Origin of the sequence: Streptomyces sp. NBC_00996 (assembly GCF_045162675.1) — a bacterium.
In the GTDB taxonomy this organism is placed as follows: domain Bacteria; phylum Actinomycetota; class Actinomycetes; order Streptomycetales; family Streptomycetaceae; genus Streptomyces.
The window spans coordinates 4,773,125-4,789,994 of sequence record NZ_CP108723.1; the positions used below are offsets into that span (position 1 = coordinate 4,773,125).

Annotated in this window: 15 protein-coding genes; 6 read left to right on the forward strand and 9 right to left on the reverse strand. The window is 70.2% G+C overall.

Annotated elements, in window-relative coordinates; genetic code table 11:
• Nucleotides 1-160: 160 nt before the first annotated feature.
• The 3 genes from OG390_RS22420 to OG390_RS22430 all read right to left on the reverse strand — a co-directional run bounded on the left by OG390_RS22420 (nt 161) and on the right by OG390_RS22430 (nt 4,169).
• On the reverse strand, nt 161-2,587 hold the full coding sequence (locus OG390_RS22420; protein ID WP_406170471.1) for a glycosyltransferase: 2,427 nt from the start codon (nt 2,585-2,587) through the stop codon (nt 161-163).
• A 14-nt stretch (nt 2,588-2,601) separates the two neighbouring features.
• Nucleotides 2,602-3,387: a hypothetical protein gene (locus tag OG390_RS22425; RefSeq protein WP_406170473.1), complete on the reverse strand. Its 786-nt coding sequence runs from the start codon at nt 3,385-3,387 to the stop codon at nt 2,602-2,604.
• A gap of 287 nt (nt 3,388-3,674) precedes the next feature.
• The gene (locus tag OG390_RS22430; protein ID WP_406170475.1) at nt 3,675-4,169 is read right to left on the reverse strand and encodes a DUF1877 family protein; all 495 of its coding nucleotides are present in this window, start codon (nt 4,167-4,169) and stop codon (nt 3,675-3,677) included.
• Nucleotides 4,170-5,027: 858 nt separating this feature from the next.
• On the opposite strand from OG390_RS22430, the gene OG390_RS22435 reads away from it, so the two are divergent.
• Nucleotides 5,028-5,660: an RNA polymerase sigma factor gene (locus tag OG390_RS22435; RefSeq protein ID WP_406177805.1), complete on the forward strand. Its 633-nt coding sequence runs from the start codon at nt 5,028-5,030 to the stop codon at nt 5,658-5,660.
• 87 nt (nt 5,661-5,747) lie between these two features.
• Nucleotides 5,748-6,542 carry a hypothetical protein gene (locus OG390_RS22440; RefSeq protein WP_406170477.1) on the forward strand — a complete coding sequence of 265 codons (795 nt, stop codon included), beginning with the start codon at nt 5,748-5,750 and terminating at the stop codon, nt 6,540-6,542.
• 46 nt (nt 6,543-6,588) lie between these two features.
• On the opposite strand, the gene OG390_RS22445 is transcribed toward OG390_RS22440, so the two are convergent.
• Nucleotides 6,589-7,341 (reverse strand): SRPBCC family protein, encoded by a 753-nt coding sequence (locus OG390_RS22445; protein ID WP_406170479.1) that lies wholly within the window; start codon nt 7,339-7,341, stop codon nt 6,589-6,591.
• Between the two features lie 412 nt (nt 7,342-7,753).
• Nucleotides 7,754-8,872, reverse strand: a complete 1,119-nt coding sequence (locus OG390_RS22450) for a GNAT family N-acetyltransferase (RefSeq protein ID WP_406170481.1) — start codon at nt 8,870-8,872, stop codon at nt 7,754-7,756.
• Nucleotides 8,873-9,472: 600 nt separating this feature from the next.
• On the opposite strand from OG390_RS22450, the gene OG390_RS22455 reads away from it, so the two are divergent.
• Both OG390_RS22455 and OG390_RS22460 read left to right on the forward strand, forming a co-directional pair.
• Nucleotides 9,473-9,733, forward strand: coding sequence for a hypothetical protein (locus OG390_RS22455; RefSeq protein WP_406170483.1), 261 nt, complete (start codon nt 9,473-9,475; stop codon nt 9,731-9,733).
• Nucleotides 9,730-10,461, forward strand: coding sequence for a DUF2637 domain-containing protein (locus tag OG390_RS22460; RefSeq protein WP_406170485.1), 732 nt, complete (start codon nt 9,730-9,732; stop codon nt 10,459-10,461). Before OG390_RS22455 ends, OG390_RS22460 begins: the two co-directional genes overlap by 4 nt.
• A 481-nt stretch (nt 10,462-10,942) precedes the next feature.
• On the opposite strand, the gene OG390_RS22465 is transcribed toward OG390_RS22460, so the two are convergent.
• The 4 genes from OG390_RS22465 to OG390_RS22480 all read right to left on the reverse strand — a co-directional run bounded on the left by OG390_RS22465 (nt 10,943) and on the right by OG390_RS22480 (nt 15,277).
• Nucleotides 10,943-12,130, reverse strand: a complete 1,188-nt coding sequence (locus tag OG390_RS22465; protein ID WP_406170487.1) for a cytochrome P450 — start codon at nt 12,128-12,130, stop codon at nt 10,943-10,945.
• On the reverse strand, nt 12,120-12,893 hold the full coding sequence (locus OG390_RS22470; RefSeq protein WP_406170489.1) for a tRNA-dependent cyclodipeptide synthase: 774 nt from the start codon (nt 12,891-12,893) through the stop codon (nt 12,120-12,122). The genes OG390_RS22465 and OG390_RS22470 overlap by 11 nt, the downstream gene beginning before the upstream one ends.
• A gap of 176 nt (nt 12,894-13,069) precedes the next feature.
• Nucleotides 13,070-13,936: a calcium-binding protein gene (locus OG390_RS22475; protein ID WP_406170491.1), complete on the reverse strand. Its 867-nt coding sequence runs from the start codon at nt 13,934-13,936 to the stop codon at nt 13,070-13,072.
• A 108-nt stretch (nt 13,937-14,044) separates the two neighbouring features.
• Nucleotides 14,045-15,277: an MFS transporter gene (locus OG390_RS22480; RefSeq protein WP_406170493.1), complete on the reverse strand. Its 1,233-nt coding sequence runs from the start codon at nt 15,275-15,277 to the stop codon at nt 14,045-14,047.
• Nucleotides 15,278-15,360: 83 nt separating this feature from the next.
• On the opposite strand from OG390_RS22480, the gene OG390_RS22485 reads away from it, so the two are divergent.
• Both OG390_RS22485 and OG390_RS22490 read left to right on the forward strand, forming a co-directional pair.
• Nucleotides 15,361-16,326: an ArsR/SmtB family transcription factor gene (locus OG390_RS22485; RefSeq protein WP_406170495.1), complete on the forward strand. Its 966-nt coding sequence runs from the start codon at nt 15,361-15,363 to the stop codon at nt 16,324-16,326.
• 34 nt (nt 16,327-16,360) lie between these two features.
• Nucleotides 16,361-16,861 carry a glutathione peroxidase gene (locus OG390_RS22490; RefSeq protein WP_406170497.1) on the forward strand — a complete coding sequence of 167 codons (501 nt, stop codon included), beginning with the start codon at nt 16,361-16,363 and terminating at the stop codon, nt 16,859-16,861.
• The last annotated feature ends 9 nt before the right edge of the window (nt 16,862-16,870 follow it).

The following is a 16,870-nucleotide window of genomic DNA, read 5'->3' on the forward strand; positions in this document are numbered from 1 at the left end:
GCCCTTCTCCGGGTACGGCGTGGCATGTCCTGTCGGAGGCCCTGGTCACGGAGTGAGGCCCGGCCGCTCGTGGCGCGATCACCCCCGGCACGCCTGCCACCGTTGACGCGCTGCGGCGGTCGGCGCCGGTGTCCGCTCATGAGCTCTGCTCACTGTCCTCTCAGTACAACTGCGGTGTCTCGTACGGTCCGGGCTGCCGGAAGCCCTGGTGGGATGGTGGGGGCTGCGGAAGGCCGTCGTACGGTGCCGGCTGCTGGAGGGCGTCGTACGCTGCCGGCTCCGGAAGGCCGTCGTACGGTGCCGGCTGCTGGAGGGCGTCGTACGCTGCCGGCTCCGGAAAGCCGTCGTACGCTGCCGGCTCCGGACGACCGTCGTATGGCGCCGGCCGCAAAAAGCCGGGGTTCTGCGGAGGGAGGTCATTGCCGGGCGCCTTCGCGACCACCGGGGCCTGCAGGCTGCCGTACCGCTCCATGCGCTGCCACCGCAGCCGTGAGCCCGACAGGGCGGTGAAGACGGACTGGATCACCACCAGGTACATCAGCTGCCGGTAGACGAACTGCTGCAGCGGCAGGCTCCACAGCGGGCCCGGGCGTTCTCCGTCCAGGCGGAACGCGTACAGACCCATCAGGAGTTGCAGGAGCAGGAAAGCGAGCCACAGCCCGATGATCCGGACCGGGTCGAGGAAGACCAGCCCGTACACGGCGAAGACGTCCACGACGGGTGCAAGCAGCGGCAGCAGCACCTGGAAGAGCAGCAGATAGCCCAGGTCCCGGCGGCCCAGTTTGCCGGCGGCACCGCGCTGCACCAGCGCGCCGCGGTGCTTCCACATCGCCTGCAGAGTTCCGTAGCACCAGCGGTACCGCTGCCGCCACAGGGCGTTGAGTGACGCGGGTGCCTCGGTCCAGGCCTTCGCGCCCTCCTCGTACACAACGCGCCAGCCGTCGCGGCACAGCGCCATGGTGAGGTCGGTGTCCTCGGCGAGGGTGACGTCACTGACGCCGCCGAGGTCGAGCAGCGCCCGGCGGCGGAACGCGCCGACCGCTCCGGGAACGGTTGGCATGCATTCGGCGAGATCGAACAGACGGCGGTCGAGGTTGAACCCGACCACGTACTCGATGTGCTGCCAGCGGCCCAGCAGGCCACCGCGGTTGATGACCTTGGCGTTGCCCGAGACGGCACCCACCCGGGGGTCGGCGAACGGCTGCACGATCGTGCGGACGGTCTCGGGTTCGAAGACCGTGTCGCCGTCGACCATGACCACCAGGGGGTACGGGGCCGCGGCGAGTCCGGTGTTGAGCGCGGCGGGCTTGCCCGCGTTCGGCTGCCGGATCACCCGCACCGGCAGGCGGAGCGACTCCACAAGGTCGGCGGTCCCGTCGGTCGAACCGTCGTCCACCACGATGATCTCCACCGGATGGTCCGAGGCGAGCAGTGAGCGCACGGCCGCCTCGATCCCGGCGCTCTCGTTGTACGCGGGGACGATGACGCTGACCGGCTCGGTCACCGACGGCCCCCAGGACCGGCCGCGGCGCCTGGCCCGCAGGCGCCGATGCCTCCGGGCGGCGGTCAGCACGACCACCGCGCGCAGCACGCTGATCACTCCGGCCGCGTACATCAGCACGCCCAGCAGCCACACCACCCAGTCGCCGCCCTGCAGCACCTTGATGAGGGCCATTCCCTGCAGATGGTCGCCGAGCCCGGCGGGCTGGACGGGTCCGGCCATGCCGACTGCGGCGCCGACCGTCGCGAACCGGAAGCCCTGCGCCTTGAGCCGTGGGACCAGGGCGCTCAGCGCGGCGACGGTCTGTGACCGGTCACCGCCGCCGTCGTGCATCAGCACGATCTGCCCGGCGTGGCCGTGCGGTGTCGCGTGGGAGAGGATGCGGTCCGCACCGGGACGCTGCCAGTCCTCGGCGTCCTTGGTGGAGAGCACCGTGACATAACCTGCCGCGTCGGCCTGTTCGAGGACGGACCAGTCGGCGTCGTCCAGCGCGTCGTTCCTCGAGGAGAACGGCGGCCTCAGCAGGGCGGTGGTGACCCCCGCGGCGCCGGCCACCGCCAACTGCGTCTCGCGCAGCTCCAGGGAACGCTGCCACGGGGCGAGACGGGCCAGATCGGGATGGGTGAAGGTGTGGATGCCGATCTGGTGACCGTCGGCGACGATCCGGCGGATCAGCTCCGGGTGGGCCACGACCTCGGTTCCGACGACGAAGAAGGTCGCGTGCACATGGTTGCGGCGCAGCACGTCCAGGATCCGTGGCGTCCAGACGGGGTCGGGGCCGTCGTCGAAGGTGAGTGCGATGGTGCGGGCCTTCACCCGGGCGGTGTGCGGAGAGGTGGCGGCATCCGCGATCACCGGGCCGCCATGGGTCACCTCGTTGGGCACTGCCTCGCTCCGGCCACGGGCACCGCTCACATCGTCCGATGCGATCCCGAACATGTGGTGGGTGTAACCATGCAGCAGGAGGGCCGTCGACAGGGTCACCGCGAGCACGCTCAGCAGCAGCCAGTGGGTGCGGGGCGTGATCTGGCGGGTGCGGCTGTGGCGGCGGGCAGAAGCGTTGCGGCGGCGTCGGCGGTCGGTCACGTCAGGGCCTTGGATTACTTCACGGGATTGTGGGACGAGCCGACGGCGCGCCCCTTGGAGGTGGGGGTGACGGTCGAGGTCGGGGCGGTGATCCGGGTGGGTGCCGCAGTGGACCCGGACGTGGCCGCAGGGGCAGCGGAGGCTGCCGCCTGCTCGGTGGCGCTGGGGGTCTTCTGCGCCACGGGGCTGGAGTTCTTCTGCGCCACGGTGGGGCTCACGCTCTCTCCGGAGTGTCCGGTGCCGGACGAGGAGTCGGGTGCGGTCGTCCGGGGCGTGGCCGGGTGCGTGGCGGCCGACTGCGGGACGAACGGAGAGCTGATGCTGGGGCCGCCCAGCATCGTGCTGATCAGCAGGGCGACATAGCCGCCGGCGGGGATCACCAGCAGCCGGGCGGCGCGGAGCACGCGGCGCTGGCGTCGCCCCGAGGAATCGACGAAGACCGGCCGCACCGACTCGCTCACCGGCGCGTCCGGTCCTGGTACGGGATGGCCGGGTGTGTCGGATGGCGGGGGCGGCACGGTGAGGACGTCCCCATGGGGAACGCCCCACGCCGTCGTGGCGGGGCCCGGCCCGGCCGCATAGAGAGGCATCTCGGTGACGTAGGGGTCCGTCCCCGTCGCATGGGCGTTGCTCTGCGGGTACGTCCACTGCGCGAGCTGTCCTGGATCCCAGGACAGCGTGGCCGTGTCGGCGGTGGCACTGCCGCCGTAGCCGTACCCGTACTCGTGGGCATACGCGTACCCGACGCCGCTGTACGGATCCTCGCCGTACGCTCCGCCGCTCTGGTCCGTCCACTGCACGAGTCGTGCCCCCTGTCCTGGCCGACCGACGTGGTCGTCCGCATGGAAAGAGCGCACTCGGCCGGAAGTGTTACACCTCGGCCGCGCAGTACGGATAATTCGACCGAAAGGGATTCACCGGGCAAGAAGTGGCCAATTGGCCAGAGTGCTTGCCGAGGGCCCGCCTGCGGGAGGACGGCCGGCCTGCGCAAGGCCGGCGGGGAGCAAGCCCGCCATTGGTCCTCCGTGAGGCGGACACGCGATGCTTCTGTCGGCCTCAGGTCTCTGGCCCGCGCCCTGCGAGCGCCTCAGGCCGGTAGCCATTTCACCACCGCCTCCCCGTACTCGGCAGTCTGTGCGTAGAACGCCCGCAACTCCTGGTGCGCCGCCGCGAACGCATGCAACGTCTCGGGCTCCGCGGTCACGCCGCCGTAGCGCGGCAGCAGTTCGTCGCGGGCGAAATCCCACAGCGCGTCGAAGTCGGCCATCGCCAGGAACCCGGCCACCTGGCGGGCCTGGGCCGCCGTCAGCACCAGGAACGGCGGCTTGTGCCGGTCGGCGCGGAACACCGGCCGGCCACCGAGCACCACCTGGGTCCGGGGCCGGGCCTCGGCAGGATTCGGGGAAGCGCCGGCGTAGAGGCGCTCCTGGTCCAGGTAACGCTTGTCCAGCACCTCCTCACGGTGCCGGACGGCCCGTTGCCGGACGGTCCCCGACTCGGCCTCGAAAAGTCGTTCCAACCAGGTCGCGCTGTTGCGCAGTGCCGGGGGCGGCACCGCTCGCAGACGGAGGTACGTACTCATGCCAGAAGGAGCGCACGAGGGCACCGAAGCATCACGCGGCTCGGCGGCTCCGTTCCCGGAAGGCGCGTCGACCGTCGTGCGCGCGAGGTGGGGGCGGTCCGCGGTCCCACGCCGGTGCCGGGAATCTCCCGGCACCGGTCGACGATCACCGGATCCGCACGGCCGGCGGACGGCCGTGGGATCCCCTCGGCGAGGCCCGCCGCTGCTTCGTCCAGGACGGTTCGCTGCGGCTGCTGTGCCGCGACGCGACGGCCGGCGCGGCCGAACCCCGGGATCAGCGGCCGCGGTGAGCTCCATGATCCGCGCCTGCCCCGCCCGCCGTTGGCCCGGCACATGCCTAGGGGCGGCCGGAACCCCGTGCAGTGGGCGGGGCCCGGCCGCCCCCATCCCTCTCCGTGCCGCTCTCGGGGGGAGTCAAGAGCGGCACGGAGAGAGGTCCGGGGAGCGGTGGGTCGCGGTTCCGGCGCCCCGTCGGGCGGTCGGCCTGCGTCCGTACGGCACGAACCCGGTACTCACCCAGCGCACGGTCGGCGCGAAACGTCACCCGGTCCGGGCGGTGCGGTTCTCGTACCGCCGTCCCAGCGCCGTGTCCAGGGGCCGCCGACGAGCTGTCATGTCGACCCGGCCCCGACACGGGTACGTGTGTGTCCCCGACCCGGCGCACCTCTCGGAGTGCGGCGACGACCCGCGCGCCGTCGGCGACCGCGCGACGGGGCCCCGGCCACGACGGGAAGGACGCCTGGTGCGTTGTGACAATTCTGTGAGGACGGACGCTGAGAAACATGGGGGCCGTCGATGCGACCGGAACGCCTCGGGCGGTACGGACTCGCTATGAACCCCGTACGAACGAGGACAGACTTGGGCCAGGTACGGCAACCCCGGCGCGTACAGGCGTACGACGGGGAATTGGGCGCGGCAGTCGCGCGGGCCCAGGGAGGCGACGAGGCCGCATTCGCTCTCGCCTACCGGATCGTGCAGCCAGGCCTGCTCGGCTATCTGCGCGGATTCGTCGGCGACGACGCAGAGGACGTGGCGTCCGACGCCTGGCTGGAGATTGCCCGCGATCTGGGACGGTTCAAGGGGGACGGGGCCGGTTTCCGCGGCTGGACGGTGACCATCGCCCGGCACCGGGCACTGGACCATCTGCGCCGCCAGCGGGTGCGCCCCCGGCCGGGGGCGATCGAACAGGACGTACTGAACCTGCCCGGCCCGCACAGCACCCATGAACAGGCCCTGGAGTCCCTCTCCACCGAGCGGGCCCTGGAACTGGTCCGCGGACTCCCGCGGGACCAGGCCGAGGCCGTGCTCCTGCGGGTCCTCGTCGGCCTTGACGGTCCCGCCACCGCACGCGTCCTCGGTAAACGCCCCGGAGCGGTGCGCACCGCCGCCCACCGAGGCCTGAAACGCCTCGCCCGTCAGCTGGGCATCGACGGCGAGGCGGACGAGGGTGTGACGGATGAGGCTTCCCGAACGCTGGGGGAGTCGAAATGAACCAGGACGACGACAGCCGCCGACAGACAGGCATCAGATCCGGTGCCCCGAACGAATCGAACCGGTCGAACAGGAACGGAAGCGGACATGGGTGAACGGCTGAGCGGTGACGGAGCTCTGGGCCGTCGGCGTGTGCACCCTGGCGGCACCGTGTCCGGTCCGCGGGATGTACGGGACGACGCCGCGCTGGAAAGCGTGCTGGCCGCCGTCCTGCGCGGAGGCGATCTCGACCCCGAGGCGGAGCAGCGGGCCGTGGCCGTCTTCCGCACCGCCCACACCGCGGGCGCGCACCGGGCGCGTACCCGGCGCCGGGACGACTGGCGGCCGGCCGCGGAGCGGCGTGCCAGGCGCCCGGTGAAGATGACGTTCGGCGTGGTGTTCGCCAGCCTCACCCTGGGTGGAGTCGCGGTCGCGGCCATCGGTTCCGCCGGCTCGTCCACGGACGGTGCCGGTGCCGGGCGGGGGACCGCACACCCGTCGGCGGTCGCCCCGGACCGGCCGGGCGATGCGGCCTCGTCGGCGTCCGGCGGCCCCGGAGCGACGGACCGCCCGGCCACCGCCCAGGACACCGAAGCCCACTGCCGCGCCTACGAGCAGGTCAAGGACCGCGGCAAGGCGCTCGACGCGACGAGCTGGCAGCGGCTCGTCGCGGCCGCCGGCGGCAAGGACAAGGTCGCCGCGTACTGCTCCGAGCAGCTGGCGCGAGCGACAGCGGCGCCGAGCAGGCCGGACAGCACGGGCAAGCCCAGCGGGGGCGCCGCAGACGCAGGCAACGGCACGGCGGGAAACACCGGCACCTCCGGCAACAACCCCGGCGGCACGGACAACGCGGCCGGGAACGGCCAGGCAAGCGACGACAAGGGCAGCGGGAAGCACAAATAGCCGCCGCCACGCCCCATCCGTGCCCATAGGGGGCGGACAACCACGGTCAACAGCGGTGCGACCAGCCGGATGACGCGAGGGCCGGCGGCGTCGGCGACGCGGCGCGATGCACATCGCGGGAAGCGGCATGCACGGCGGTGGGGGTTCTTCGTCTCGTCGTCGTAGAGCACGCCGCGCCTTCGTTGATCCCCTGGGGCGAGAACACCCTTTTCACCGCGTGTGCTGCGGAACGTAGATCACGCAATTGTCCACGTCGATGCCGGTCCGGCGGAGGCCGATGATCTCGCCCCGGCGAAGGCCTCGGGTGATGGCGAGGACCTGGGTCGCGGACAGCTCGGGTGTTATGCGGGGCCTCAGGCGCTTCCGTCATGCTCGCGCACCGCGATCCGAGCCAGCGCATCATGCCGTTGCGGACCGCGACGACGTAGTCCACGGGGAGTCCGTGCATTCGGGTGCCGGGCCCGCGGAGGGGGTGCCAGTCGAGGGTGAAAGGGGTGTTCTCGCCCCAGGGGATCAAGGTCATGGCGATACGGGCTGCGCCGAAGGGATCTGCCTTCGCTTCCAGTTCCAGGCGGTGTTGCGGTTCGCAGATGCGGACGACGCAGGTGTCGTCGAGGGTGAGGGGGCCGGCGCCGACGCGGACTTTCAGGCGGGCGCCTGCTTCTGGCCGGTGCGGGTCCGCATCAAGGACCTGCTGGGTTCCTGTCACCCACTCCCCGTAGCGGTGGCCATCGGACAGCAGGCGCCAGACCTCGGGGGGCGAGCTCAGGATCAGACGGCGGTTCCGGGCCACGCTCATCACGCTCCTGGAGGATGGGGACACGGGGGCGGTGTCCACGCTCCGCCCGGTGGAGTCCGGAACGGCGGCCACGCTCCGCCGGGCGAACTCAGGGACGGCAGGCAGCCACTCCGCCCGCCGAACTCCGGGACCGCAGCAGCCACGCTCCGCCCGCTGAAATCAGGGACGGCGGCCACGCTCCCACAGGTGAACGCGGGGCAGGCGACCACGCTCCGCCCGGTGGACTCCAGGACGGCGGCAGCTCCGCCCGGTGGACTCCCCTACAGCGGCATGTCGATGCCGCCGTCCCACGGACACGGAGGCCGGCACCAGCGCCGTAGCGCAAGTGAGAGCCGGCCGTGCCGAGGGCATGCGGAGGCAGTCCGGCGGATGCCTTCCGGCGTGCGCATTCCGTCCGAGCGGCGAAGCCCGGTCAGCTTGCGCGCGGCCCCGCTCCGCCGGAGCCCGTCCGGCCCGACGTGCGGAGCGTGCCGACCGTCTTCAGCAGCCGGTCGGCCGGATCGCGCAGCCTGGGGTGGGCAAGCACCGTGTTCCGCAGGCCGCGTACCGGCCTGCGCCAGAGCCGGTGCGCCGCCGCCACCGGGTGGGGGCGGATCGCGAACCCTTCGCCCACGCGCAGTTCGCGGGTCTTGAGCCAGTCCTTCCACTCCTTGTCGCCGCGCCCCAGATCCATGAGCCGTACGCCGTCCCGGCCCGCGGCCTCGGCCATCCGCAGATGCATGATCAGCCCGGGCGAGTAGTAGCGCAGCTCGGGGTCGTACGCGGTGAACCAGGCCGCGAACGCCGTACGCGATGTCGGTCCGAAGTGCGCGGCCACCGGCCGGTCGCCGGCGTACACCACGGAGAGCACACCGGTGAAGTGCTCCTCGCGGACGTCGAACAGATGGTCCACCAGGTCCACGATCCACGGCCGCGCGAACCGGTCCATGCGACCGGTTCTTCGATACTGGGCGGACTTCCACCGCATGAGCGTGCGCAGCACACGCGGGTCGCGCTCGTCGTAGACGAACCGCATCTCGCCCAGGTCGCGGCCCAGCCGGCGTTCCTTCTTCAGCGTCGTCTTGGCCAGCCCCGGGTACGCGCCGCGCAGCCACTCCGCATAGCTGCCGTGGCCGCCGTCCTTCAGGTCGATGACCGGTGAGGCGAAGGTTCCCGTGGCGTATCTGCCGAAGGGCTTCTGCTCCTCGACGAGATGGTCGAACTCGAAGACGGACAGCCCGCAGGCCCGCAGCAGTTCCTGCGTGTCCCAGGTGACCCCGGGGCGGTGCACGAGGGCCTGGCAGTCGGACAGACCGAGCCCGATGGCCCGGCCGACGCCGAAGGAGTTGCGCTCGTACGGGAAGAAGCCCACGGGCTCTCCGCCCTCGTGCAGGACCGCCACCCGCGCCCCACCGCGGTGTCTGCCGACCCCGGCCGCGAACTCCGGCGCCAGGAAGGGGTTGGCGTAATCGGGCGATTCGTCCATCGCCCGGTGCCACGCCACGCGAAGCCGAGCACTCAGCTCCCCGGGTCTGTGGATCGTGATGTCCACCTCAGATCAACCGCCCTTCCACAGGCTCCGCGAGGGACGTACTGGTCACGGCGCAGGCCCCTAAGGCGCGTGGATCATTGCTCATGGATCGCATGGGCGACCGCTCCCCCCAGTTCCCCCATGACGCGCCGGCCGCGTCCTGTCACTTCTTTGGCTATCCCCTGAACCACGCCGTGTACGCGCTCGTTCCACGGTCGCCGACCGAGTCTCGAACTGTCCAGCGAGGCTCAAACGTCGCGAAACAGTACGCACGCTGTCAAGGGTGTCTGTCGTAACGGAAGCGTGCGGATCGGGTCTCACGACCGTCATGACTCTGGCCGTCGACGCCACCCCCGGCGGCCGCCGGCCGCCCATGCCGCATCCTGCCGGACGAATAGGCCTACCAGCAGTTCTACACTTCACCCGCCCATCAGCAAGACCATAAACGACTCATAGGACGGAAAGACCTGGCCAATAATGCAATCTTCGACAAGACTGCGAAATGCATCTTCAGACATTCGCCACCCTTGTAGTGCAATCCAATATCCACAGCGATCGACCGCCACTACCAAAAGAATTACTCTGAATGCCCGTTACCTCACTGCCGGTTACGCCCGTTAGATGGTCGTGACGTGGAAGGAAATGTCTCTAGGTGAGGTGCGTTCGGCCCTCCGCCTCTACGAAGACCCTGAAGAGCAGGCACACTTCAACCACTGTTCGGACCTGCTTGAGGACTTCCTCAAGACAATCAGCCGGATGGAGAGTGAATACCTGCAGGCCTCCATGGAAGGAACTGGCATCACCAGTGCGGTCGCCGATGGCCTCAGGACTCAATCCCTGGAAGGAACGTTCCGAACCAGGCTACGGGGGAGCCGGAGATGAACAGGAGCCAGAACGAACCAGGTCTGCAGGACATGCAGTTCAACGTGAGATCCGACCAGACATGGTCGGGCCAACACCCCTATGACCATGACCTGTTCGATGCGGATCGCGTTCTGCACATCCCCCAACCGGCGGTCTCGCCGAACGAATGGGATCCGGCCGAGGAGCTGGCCGAGATGCTCGGCACGGCGTCCACCATGGATCCTTCCTCTTCCCTGGTGGACGGCTACGCGCCCCCGCGCCACCACCGGGTCGATCGACGGCGGCCACGGCCGGGCCAAGGGCTCCTCGTCAGGCAGCGCAAACCCATCCCTGTCGCGATCCTGGTGGCAACAATCATCGCCTGCTCGGTGACGATGTTGGGCTGGTCCCTCTCGTATTCATATAATCAACTACGCGCTATCGCTTTGCTGGTGGAGCCGCGCAACCTGGCGCAATGGTGGCCACTGACAGTATATGGGCCGTGGCTTGTGGCAGGTTTGTCCATCCTGCGGGCATCCATTCAGCGCCGACCCGCTCGCCGGTCCTGGACCGTCATGGTGATCTCTTCCGGAACGGCTGTGGTCATGTGCGTAGGCCATTCTCCGCACTCCGCACTCGCCATGGTGATCGTCGGAATTCCACCTGTTACCGCCCTGGTCTGCTTCCGGGAGCTCGTCGGGCAGATGTCGTCCCCGAGCGGCCCTCGTCATGCCACTCACAGCGCGAAACACTCCAACGACGGATGACGACAGCGCCCGGCCCGGGATGCGCGCTGGGCCGGGTGCTGTTCCGGAACCGCCGAAGCATGGATTACACCGCCACCACGCGTCGCGGAGTTACCCCTTGGGTATGTGAACGACCTTATGCGCAGACACTGAACGACGCCGTACCAACACGCGATCATCTCCCGGTTGCGCGGCTGTACGTGTGTGCCAGGTCCGTCTGTCCATCGCGCGCAGCTCCTCTGCGAATTGACCAACCGCGGGGTGCCGTTGGCGGGTTCCCCGGGCCGCCGCCCGGCCGTGCTCCAGGACGGCTGACTCCGCACGTACCACCTCCTCCCTGTCCGGGTGGTTGTCGGCGACCGCCGGGGCGTCGAGGGGGAAGCGGGCCGGGGCCGCGCAGGGGGTCCCGCTGCGCCGGCCGGGAGCCCCGGCACAGCGGGCTCCCGGCCGTTCCCACAGCCTCACCTCAGGACAGGCGTACCCACGGCTCTCCCCGCGCCGCTCACCACATCACCGGCAGCCGCTCGGGAATGCGCTTCATGAAACCCGTCCGCCACACCAATTGCTCGATGGGAACCGCCAGTTGGATCTCCGGCATGCGGTCGAGCAGCGTCTCCAGGGCGATCTCGGCGTGCTTCTTGCCGAGGGCCGTGGCGGGGCAGTAGTGGTGGCCGCCGCCGAAGGAGAGGTGGGCGGTGTTGTTCTCCCGGGTGAGGTCGACCCGGTGCGGGTCGGGGAACTCCTCGGGGTCGAAGTTGGCACCCTCGACGAGGACCAGGACGAGCTCGCCCGCCTTGACCTCCACGCCCCCCAACCGGACGTCGTCCAGGGCGAGGCGCGGCAGTCCGTCGCCGATGGACAGATTGATGCGCAGGAGCTCGTCCACGGCGGCCGGAATCCGGTCCCGGTTCGTGAGCAACTCAACGTGCAGCTCGGGGTGTTGGAGCAGCGATACGATCGCCATCGTCAGGAAGCCGGACGTGGAGATCACGCCCGCCCCGAACATCGTCACCCCCACCGTGGCGAGCATCTCGTCGGTCAGGTGGGCGTACTCCGGGTCGTCGCGCAGGGCCGCCAGCTCGGACATGAGACCGGTCGTCGCCGGGTCGTCCAGCCGGGCGGTCATGTACGCGATGTCACGGTCCCAGTTCAGCTTCGCGCCGGTGATCGGGCAGGCCGAGTTCATGAACGCGATGTCCAGGCTGCGCATCAGCCGGGGTGCGTCCGCATGCGGAATGCCGAGGATGTGACAGTGCATCGCCGCCGAGTACGGGTCGGCGAAGCCGCCGCGCAGGTCCGCGGGAGCGCCCTCGGCCAGCAGCGCGTCGACGAGCTCGGAGGCGTACCGGCGCATCCAGTCCGCCAAGCCCTCGCTCTTCGGGTTGAGCGCCTTGAGGACGGCCTTGCGCAGCCCGGCCCCGGTGATGTTGCCCATGTTGTTGACGACCTCGGGCGGGATCGTCAGGGCGTACTGGCGTGGCACGCCGGGTGCCGAGGTGTCCTTCAGGCTGAAGCGGCTGTCCTCCAGGACCTGCTTGCACAGGTCGTACGAGGAGACCAGCCAGGCCTCGTCGCCCGCGATGGTCCGCACCCGCCGAACGGGGGTCGAGGAGCGCAGTTCCTCGACTTCGGTGGGCAGTTGGTCCCCGCGCCAGGAGAACGGGAAGTCGAGCAGGTTCTCAGCGCGCATCGCCGTCCCCTTCCTCCGGCGCGACGACGGGCGTGACGATCGCGTGGCCCTGGTTGCGGGACGCGCGCAGGCCCGAGCCGCGCGCGTACAGCAGCTCGGCCATCGGCAGCAGCTGGTGGTAGCAGTTGAGGGAGGACGGGACACCCAGGATGGCGGGGGTGTCCAGGAACAGCGGCGCCTCCGCGCAGACGTATTTCAGGCACACCTCGCGCTGCCGCTCGGTGCCCTCCCTCCCGTCGAGGACCTTCGAGGAGAGGTACGCGTCCACGAGGGCGTCGCAGGTCTCACGGAACTCCCCGTCCGTGTCGAGGAGTTCGCGGATGTGGTCGTGGATCCGCCGGTACGCCGGGTGGTCCGCGAGGTCCGACATGGCGTGGGCGGCGAGCCTCCCACCCCCCGCCCCGCCCCCGGTACCGAAGGCCTCCACCGCCGCGTTCACCTTGGCGCGTACGCCCCGCAGGTTCTTCACCGCCTTGCGCCGGGCGTCGTCGGCGGCATAGCCCAACGCCTCGTACATCTCGGCGACATGGAGGTCGGTATAGACGAAGTCGACCCGGTCGAAGTGGTCGATGCCCCAACGGGCGAGGTCATTGATCCGACCGGCCGAGAAGTAGCTGTTGCCCGGCGAGACACCGATCACGGCATGGTCGCCCGCGGCGTGAATGACCTGACAGTGGGGTGTGTAGGGCTGAACTCTGAAGAGGCCGGAAAGAACGGGCCTGGGAGTGACGTGCTGGATTTCGGGAACTGTCGCAGTCGTCAACTGGAGAGTGTCCTTCGCGTCGCTAGTCCCAATGGAGCCTCGTGCTCCTGGTGTGGCGACGACGCCGCGAAGTTAGCGTTCGGACACGGAGAGTGTCAACGGGGGCCGTGGCGGTGCCGCAGGTAACCCACGGCACCCGGCCGGCGCTCCTCGCGCCCGCCCACGCCCGCGGTGTTTCAGTTCTGGTGGATCTTGTCGCTGCCCGGGCCACCGGAGAGATAGTCGTTGCCGGCGCCCCCGTGCAGGAGGTCGTCGCCGCTGTTGCCGTACAGCTTGTCGTCGCCGGTGCCGCCGTACAGGGTGTCGTTGCCCCGGCCGCCCTGGAGGAGGTCGCTGCCGGCGTTGCCGTACAGCTTGTCCTTGCCGTCGTCGCCGTACAGGGCGTTGCCGTAGTCGCGGCCCTCGGCGTTGTCCTCGCTGATCCCGCCGTACAGGGTGTCGTTGCCCGCGCCGCCGTGGCACGTGTAGCCGCAGGAGGTGAGGGTGTCGTTGCCCGCGCCGCCGAACGCGCCCTCGCTGTAGACTCCGCCGCCTCCGGAGAGGTGGTCGTTGCCGTCCTGGCCGTAGAGGACGTCCACGCCGTGGCCGGTCAGGGTGTCGTTGCCCGATCCGCCGTAGATGCGCGAGTACCCGCTGTTGTCGGGGTCGACCGTCGCGGTGTCGTCGCCGTCGCCGAGATCGACGATCAGGGTGTCGAGGTCGGATGCCGAGGTGTTGGGTTCGGTGACCGTGCAGACCGCCTTGGTGTCGTCGCTCGCGTCCGGACGGACACAGCCGGCACCGAGGGAGATCCTCACGGTGTCGTCGAAGGTGTAGATGTAGTCAGCCAGTTGGGAGTCCGGGTCGGTCGCGCCGAGTGCCCAGGAGATCTTCAGGTGGTTCGTCTGACCGGCGGCCGCCGTGTAGTAGAGCTTCTGGCCGGTGGAGACCGCGGTCGCGCTCTTGGGGGTCGCGGCGTGTGCCGTCGGGACGGCGACCGCGGCGCACACGGCGGCCAGCGCCAGGGCCTTCGGCAGGGCGGCGGCGGTACGGCGACTGAACATGATTACCCCTTGGTGTGCTTCTGTGCGCTCATGTGCGCTTTCGGTCGCCTTCTTAGACCTTGGTGACCGTGGGGTGGTTGTGGCCCCGGTCGTACAACTTCGCTCAATTCAGGGAGAGTTCACTCCGGATTGTCTTTCCCTTGGTGCGGACACCTCCGGGCGTTGGCGATCCCGGGGCGCGATACGGCCGCGGAGGAGCGACGGTGCCAGCGTCAGCGTCACGGCGATCGAGGCCACGGCCAGGACCGTCATCGCCGTGCCGGACGAGGTGAGTTGGGCGACGCCGCCCGCCAGCGCCGCGCTCACGCCCTGCATGGTCAGCATGCCCGCCGTGTGCAACCCCAGGGCGTGGCCGCTCAGTTCGTCCGGGATCAGGGACACCAGCCGTTCCTGCTGGATCAGGCTCGCGCCGAAGCCGATGGAGGCCACGGCCGCGGCGGCCGCCGCCACGCCGATCCCGGGCCGGAGCGCGAACAGCAGATACGGCGTCGCGAGGAGCAGCAGGAACGGGATGCCCAGACGGGCGCGCACCCGGGGCGGGAGGAAGCGGCCCGTCGTCACGTCCCCGACGAACATCCCGAACGCCGCGCAGGCGAACAGCGCGCCCGCCCGGCTCGGCGCGTACGACACGTACAGCGACTCGCATCCGACGATCAGGCCGTTGGGGATCCAGAGAAGGAGGTAGAGGGTGCGGAGCTCGGGCGAGGACCACAGGCGCGCGTTCGTGCGCCAGGTCTCCGCGACGGACGGGCGGCCGGCGGCGCGCGGGGCGCGGCGGGTCAGGCCCAGGCGGGCGGTCAGGGCCGACGCCAGATACAGGGCCGCCGCCAGGAGCAGTGTGACCCGCGGGGACAGCAGCGCCACCAGGACGCCACCGGTCGCGTATCCCGTGATCTGCGCGACGCCGCTCATCATGTTGAACACCGAACGGCCCAGCAGATAGCCCTCCTTGGCGAGGATCTCGTTCAGCAGGCCCCACAGGACTCCGCCGCCGAACGACTGGACCAGGCCGAGGAGCAGAAGCAGGACGAAGATCGTCCAGATCGGAAAGCCGGGGGTCGCCATCGCCGCCGTACCGAGCACGAACGCGAGCGCGATGCCCGTCACCGTCGCCCGCGGCGGCAGCCGGTCCGCCGCGGAGAGCAGCGTCGTCGCGCCCACGACCTGCGCCAACGACGGTCCGAACATGCTCAGCGCGGAGAGCAGGGGCGAGTCCGTCGCCCGGTACACCAGGGTGGCGAGGGCCAGACCGCTCACCGTCGAGGCCGCGGTCTTGAAGCAGGAGGACAGGAACAGCGGGGTGAACTCCCGCGTGCGGAAGAGGTCGGAGTAGCTGCGCATGGGCGGAGTCTCGAGGGCCGTGCGAGGCGGTCGTTATTGTTTCGCGCGGAGGCGAAACCAAGACGACGGGAAGGGTGCGGCGCATGGGCTGGTGGCAGGTCAACGCCGACACCCTTGCCGGAAGCCGTTTCGTGCTGTCGCCGCTCGCGGAGACCTTTGCGAGCCTGAAGGTGCTGCACGCGGGCGTGGGCGCGCATCCCGGGGAGCACGCCTGGCTGCGGGCCCATCTGCCCGCGTACCGGAAGCGCCTCGCCTGCGACCCGGTCACCGCGCTGCTCATCCGCTCCGGGCTCGGGCGGGAGTGGATCGCCGACTTCCTCACCCCGACGCCGCACGGGGACGAGACCTTCGAGGACGAGGTCGCCCGGGTGCGGGAGGCATCACCGGACGACGCGCGCGCCCACCTCGCCGTCTCCCTTCGCGGCCCGCTGCCCGACCGGCTGGTGGACCGCGACGATCTGCCCGGGCGCGCCGCCGAGCTCCTCACCTACGTATGGGACGAGGCCGTACGGCCGTACTGGGACCGGCGACGGCGCATCCTGGAGGCGGATGTGGTCGCCCGTACGGCGCAGTTGAGCCAGGGCGGCTGGGCGGCGGCGCTGGACGCGCTGCGGCCGGGGACGCGCTGGCTCGGCGGAAACCGCCTCCAGGTCAACCTCCACGAGTATCCGCCGCGCGAAATCTCCGGAGCGCAGCTCCTCTTCGTGCCCGTCACTCCCAAGGCCGGCTGGGTGTCCTGGGAGGAGTCCCACAGGTACGCCGTCGTCTACCCGTGCGCGGGTGTGCTGGCCGACATACGCGCCGAAGCCGTGCCCGAGAGTCTCGGCGCGCTCCTCGGACCGGCCCGCGCCGGCGTCCTCGTCCTCCTCGACTCCCCCATGTCGACCAGCCAGCTGGTCGCCGTGACCGGGCAGGGGCTGGGCTCGGTCGGACGGCATCTGAAGGTGCTGCTGGACGCGCGGCTCGTACAGCGGCGGCGGGCGGGGCGGTCGGTGCTGTACTCGCGGACCGCGGCCGGTGAGGTACTCGTCACAGCCCAGCGGGGCTGACGGTCACGTCATCCACCGGAGTTAGCATCCGCTCATGACTACTGACAACTCTGTGCTTGACGTCGAAATCGGGGCCCTTCAGGGTGGTTCCGCCGATCTGGGGCAGTACAAGGGCAAGGCCGTCCTCATCGTGAACGTGGCCTCCAAGTGCGGGCTGACCCCGCAGTACGCGGGCCTGGAGCGCCTCCAGGAGCGCTACGCCGACCAGGGCTTCACCGTGCTCGGCGTGCCCTGCAACCAGTTCATGGGGCAGGAGCCCGGGACCTCCGAGGAGATCGCCGAGTTCTGCTCGGCGACGTACGGCGTGACGTTCCCGATGACCGAGAAGGCCGAGGTGAACGGGGACGGGCGGCACGGGCTGTACCAGCGTCTGGTCGGCACCGAGGACGCCGAGGGGCACAGCGGGGACATCCGCTGGAACTTCGAGAAGTTCCTGATCGGGCGGGACGGCGCGGTCGTGGGCCGCTTCTCGCCGCAGACCGAGCCGGAGTCCGCGGAGGTCGTCGCGGCGGTGGAGAAGCAGCTCGCCGGCTGACTCCGGCGT

What these genes read in the sequence shown, in the direction of transcription:
- OG390_RS22485 (WP_406170495.1), top strand. Translation starts at nt 15,361, where the DNA reads ATGGGCTGGTGGCAGGTCAACGCCGACACCCTTGCCGGAAGCCGTTTC.
- OG390_RS22490 (WP_406170497.1), top strand. Translation starts at nt 16,361, where the DNA reads ATGACTACTGACAACTCTGTGCTTGACGTCGAAATCGGGGCCCTTCAG.
- OG390_RS22475 (WP_406170491.1), bottom strand. Translation starts at nt 13,936, where the DNA reads ATGTTCAGTCGCCGTACCGCCGCCGCCCTGCCGAAGGCCCTGGCGCTG.
- OG390_RS22455 (WP_406170483.1), top strand. Translation starts at nt 9,473, where the DNA reads ATGGTCGTGACGTGGAAGGAAATGTCTCTAGGTGAGGTGCGTTCGGCC.
- OG390_RS22480 (WP_406170493.1), bottom strand. Translation starts at nt 15,277, where the DNA reads ATGCGCAGCTACTCCGACCTCTTCCGCACGCGGGAGTTCACCCCGCTG.
- OG390_RS22445 (WP_406170479.1), bottom strand. Translation starts at nt 7,341, where the DNA reads ATGAGCGTGGCCCGGAACCGCCGTCTGATCCTGAGCTCGCCCCCCGAG.
- OG390_RS22460 (WP_406170485.1), top strand. Translation starts at nt 9,730, where the DNA reads ATGAACAGGAGCCAGAACGAACCAGGTCTGCAGGACATGCAGTTCAAC.
- OG390_RS22465 (WP_406170487.1), bottom strand. Translation starts at nt 12,130, where the DNA reads ATGCGCGCTGAGAACCTGCTCGACTTCCCGTTCTCCTGGCGCGGGGAC.
- OG390_RS22430 (WP_406170475.1), bottom strand. Translation starts at nt 4,169, where the DNA reads ATGAGTACGTACCTCCGTCTGCGAGCGGTGCCGCCCCCGGCACTGCGC.
- OG390_RS22440 (WP_406170477.1), top strand. Translation starts at nt 5,748, where the DNA reads ATGGGTGAACGGCTGAGCGGTGACGGAGCTCTGGGCCGTCGGCGTGTG.